Origin of the sequence: Microcoleus sp. AR_TQ3_B6 (assembly GCF_036702785.1) — a bacterium.
In the GTDB taxonomy this organism is placed as follows: Bacteria; Cyanobacteriota; Cyanobacteriia; order Cyanobacteriales; family Microcoleaceae; genus Microcoleus.
The window spans coordinates 2,973-6,625 of the sequence record NZ_JAUBVJ010000167.1 but is presented as its reverse complement, the minus strand read 5'-3'; the positions used below and the strand labels follow the sequence as shown (position 1 = coordinate 6,625).

Sequence of the window (3,653 nt, the reverse complement as noted above, 5' to 3'; positions counted from 1 at the left end):
TAAGGAATGAGAATTAAATAACTTCCACTCTTGAAAGTGGGATGGGCGTCCCGCCTGTCCTTTTTGGACGGGCGGGACGCCCATCCCACAATAATAATTAAAATTGTAAGTTATTTAATTCGCGATCCTAAGAATGCTTGTGGTGTACCGAATGACTGAACCCGCAATCACTTCGCCCTCGGAAGGAATAACATCGCCTGCGATCGCTTTAATTTGGTGGCCGCATCTCAGGGATGTTGAACCAACTTCTTGAAATGAACCGTCTGGTAGGAGTTGGCGGGCTGTTGTGTCAGCTTTGGTCGATCTCCGCGCATCTGCTTGGGCTTAGCCGCGCCCTTGGGCCACCGCTTCGGCAAAATTAGCAAATGCCAAAGTTAAGAACAAGGTTGATTTTAGCCGGAGCTCAGGGATATTGCCTCAAGGGAATTGCGGCGGAAACTTTGGTTTGGGTAATTCGAGCAGTAGCAGCGGGTGCTTCGTGGTAGGAGCAAGCGGTAACTGCGGAAATTCGGGCGGTTTTTGCTAATCCTGAGCCAGTGAAAGTAGGGTCAAAATCAGAAGTTTTAGAAAATCGGCTGACGAAGCCAGAACAGGAAATCTTGGCTTTAGTTGCGGGGGGAAAAAGCAATCAGGAAATTCCACAAATATTGTACATTGCTCCGGGGACTGTGCGGGTTCAGTGCACGGGATTTTGCAAAAGTTAGAATTCCGCAAGCGCACTCAAGCAGCAGTGTTCGCAATTCAGAAAGGATTGGTAGTAGAAAAACTTTTAGGCAGTCAATCTTAAGTCGGGCAGTTTATAATGATTGCCAAACCTCGCTCACTAAAAAATATGAGTTTTATCAACTTGGTAAACCTCTAAAAAAGATTACTTGACACAAAAATAATGAAATAGTAGAATTTTTGTATACATAACTTTTACTCTTATCATGTCGTCATTAGATATATTTTTCTCGGAGTACGTAGAAGGTAGCGGCAATAATAAAGCTTTAGAAATATACAACGGTACTACAGCGCCAATTAACTTAGCAGCGTCAAATTATGTCGTACCAACATATTTTAACGGCCAAACGGTGCCGGATCAAACCTTTGTTTTAACGGGAACAGTCGCTGCTGGTGATGTCTATGTTCTAGCACTAAATAACGGGACTTTTCAAGCTATCATTGACCAAGCCGATCAAACTACTACCGATCAATTTGGCTGGTACAACGGCAACGATGCAATTGTACTGAGAAAAGGGGGCTCTGGAGGTCAAGTTGTAGACTCGATCGGTCAAATTGGAGTCGCTCCGGCTACAGAATGGGGAACAGGACTTATCAGTACGGCAGACAACACCCTGCGTCGCACTCGAAATGTCACCGATGGCGATCCCAATCCTAATGATACCTTCAGTCCGAGCCTGCAATGGCAAGGATTTCCTCAAAATACAGTAGGCGATTTAGGTAGTCACTACGCTGCACCAGTTTTAAACAATTCCGGTTTCCCAACACTGACAGCTATTAATGAAGATACCCCGGCAGCAAGCAACACGGGTACGCCAATTTCTACCTTAATCAGCGGTTTAGTTACTGATATTAACAGTGACCCTCAAGCTATTGCTGTCACCGGCGCCGACAACAGTAATGGCACTTGGCAATACTCTGTCAACGGCGGCAATTCTTGGACGCCTTTTGGTGCTGTTTCTGATACTAACGCCACGCTACTAGGCTGGACATCTCTATACGCAGGTCAATTGGGAACTCCACCTGCAAGTCAACCTTGGATGGCTTTAGGAAATGTTAATCAGGCTAATCCTTTGATAGGTCCAGTTGCTAGTCAAACTTTAAATGGGGGTTCGACTACCCTCAACAGCCTTGCCAATCAAAGTATTTATGCAGGTTACAGCACTCACACCCTGGGATTTCCAAGTTTAGCTTTTAGTCCTAAAAATTCGGCGGTGCCAGTTCTCGATCGCACTTTAGGTTATCGCGTGCGTTTTGATGTCAAAATTAACAGCGAAAGTCACACTTTTGCAGACAGCGACAAAAACGGAGACAATCTTTCAGACCGCGCCGGTTTCAGCCTTGTAGCTATTAGTTCCGACGGTCAAAAAGGTGTAGAAATTGGTTTTTGGGACAACGAGATTTGGGTACAAAAAGATGGGATTTCCGACTCGGGGCCGCTTTTTACTCATGATACTGCCAATGCTTCTGGCGACCGCTGGTTTGGCGATACAACCCAACTAAGCAGTTATGAACTCGCAGTTTTAGGCGACAACTTCACGCTGTTTCGCAACGGCACGGCGATTTTGAACAACCGTCCCCTGCGCAACTACACTAGCTTCACGGGCGCGCTTAACCCCTATAAAACTGCCAATTTTCTGTTTTTTGGGGACGACACTACCTCTGCATCGGCCAGTTTTGAATTAAAAAACGTAGCAGTCAAAAGCGCAGAACCGAGGGTTCGTTTCGTACCGAATCAAGATTACTTTGGAACGTCATCCAGCCTAACTTTCCGGGCTTGGGATACAAGCGATAACATTGCTAGCGGCACCACGGGGGTAAACGTGTCGGTAAACGGCAGCACATCGCCGTTTAGCAGCGAAAGCGAGACGGCTACAATTACTGTCAATCCAGTTAACGACGCACCCTCGTTTATTAAAGGGGGCGACTTAATCGTCAGCCACAACGCAGGACCGCAAACCTTTCCTGGATGGGCGACAGCCATTTCCCCAGGCCCCGCCAACGAGTCGGCACAAACTGTTAGTTTTCAGGTAGTAGTAGGGAATGACGATACTGCTTTATTCAGCGTACTACCTGCGATCGACTCTTTGGGACAACTGACTTTTACGCCGCTGGCGGGTTTGATTGGCACCGCTACTATTAATTTAACCCTCAGAGACAATGGTGGTATAGCTAACGGCGGTATCGATACTTCGGCTAGCCAGACTTTTGTCATTAACGTGACCAACCAGCAACCATGGACACAATCAGACAGTTACAGCATTCCCCACGATAAGGTATTCAACCTGCCAGCCCCCGGAGTCTTAGCCAATGACGACAAATTCGACGGCGACGCCTTGACTGCCAAACTCGATTTGGCCCCCAAGTTTGGCAAAGTAGTTTTTAACAGCGACGGTTCCTTCAGCTATACTCCCAATCCCGGTTTTGCAGGCATTGACAACTTTACTTACACCGCCAGCAACGGGGTATCGCCGTCTGCGCCGATTCCGGTGGAGCTCAATGTCACTAACTTGCCGCCAGGGGCAGAATCAGACCGTTACAGAATTCCCCACGACAAGGTATTCAACCTGCCAGCCCCCGGAGTCTTAGCCAATGACGACGACTTGGACGGCGACGCCTTGACTGCCAAACTCGATTTGGCCCCCAAGTTTGGCAAGGTAGTTTTTAACAGCGACGGTTCCTTCAGCTATACTCCCAATCCCGGTTTTGCAGGCTTTGACAACTTTACTTACACCGTCAGCGACGGGGTATCGCCGTCTGCCCCGATTTCGGTGAACCTCGAGGTCAATAACTTTCCGCCCGGGGCAGAATCAGACCGTTACAGAATTCCCCACGACAAGGTATTCAACCTGTCAGCCCCCGGAGTCTTAGCCAATGACGACGACTTGGACGGCGACGCCTTGACTGCCAAACTCGATTTGGCCCCCAAG

The 3,653-nt window shown here is 48.0% G+C and carries 2 protein-coding genes; both read left to right on the top strand.

Going from position 1 to position 3,653, the window contains the following annotated elements; all coding sequences use genetic code 11:
* Positions 1-536 precede the first annotated feature (536 nt).
* A complete protein-coding gene (locus QUB56_RS35930) occupies positions 537-704 on the top strand; it encodes a helix-turn-helix transcriptional regulator (protein ID WP_332961136.1) in 168 nt (55 codons plus the stop codon).
* A gap of 225 nt (positions 705-929) precedes the next feature.
* Positions 930-3,653 (top strand): choice-of-anchor Y domain-containing protein (locus QUB56_RS35925; RefSeq protein ID WP_332961135.1); only part of this gene is annotated, 2,724 nt, incomplete at its 3' end.